Here is a 583-nt window from a genome sequence, read left to right on the forward strand (position 1 = left end):
TTGTTCAGCGACAGGTCAGCGCAGATGATTTCATGTGTTTTACTGTCAACGGCGAGATGCAGCTTACGCCAGATACGGCGGCGTTCCTGGCCATGCTTTTTGACTTTCCACTCGCCTTCACCGAAGACCTTCAGCCCGGTGGAATCAATTACCAGGTGTGCGATTTCACCCCGGGTGGACGTTTTGAAACTGACATTAACCGACTTTGCCCGCCTGCTGACACAGCTGTAATCCGGGCAGCGTAGCGGAACGTTCATCAGAGAAAAAATGGAATCAATAAAGCCCTGCGCAGCGCGCAGGGTCAGCCTGAATACGCGTTTAATGACCAGCACAGTCGTGATGGCAAGGTCAGAATAGCGCTGAGGTCTGCCTCGTGAAGAAGGTGTTGCTGACTCATACCAGGCCTGAATAGCTTCATCATCCAGCCAGAAAGTTATGGAGCCACGGTTGATGAGGGCTTTATTGTAGGTGGGCCAGTTGGTGATTTTGAACTTTTGCTTTGCCACGGAACGGTCTGCGTTGTCGGGAAGATGCGTGATCTGATCCTTCAACTCAGCAAAAGTTCGATTTATTCAACAAAGCC

General features: G+C 50.9%; 1 protein-coding gene. It reads right to left on the reverse strand.

What is annotated here, in order from left to right:
- The coding region (locus tag ACJBF3_RS26145; protein WP_194138600.1) for an IS5 family transposase at nt 1–551 on the reverse strand (551 nt) is incomplete at its 3' end.
- Nucleotides 552–583: the final 32 nt, after the last annotated feature.

Origin of the sequence: Enterobacter sp. PP-008-ECC_S150 (assembly GCF_045257065.1) — a bacterium.
GTDB lineage: Bacteria > Pseudomonadota > Gammaproteobacteria > Enterobacterales > Enterobacteriaceae > Enterobacter > Enterobacter chengduensis.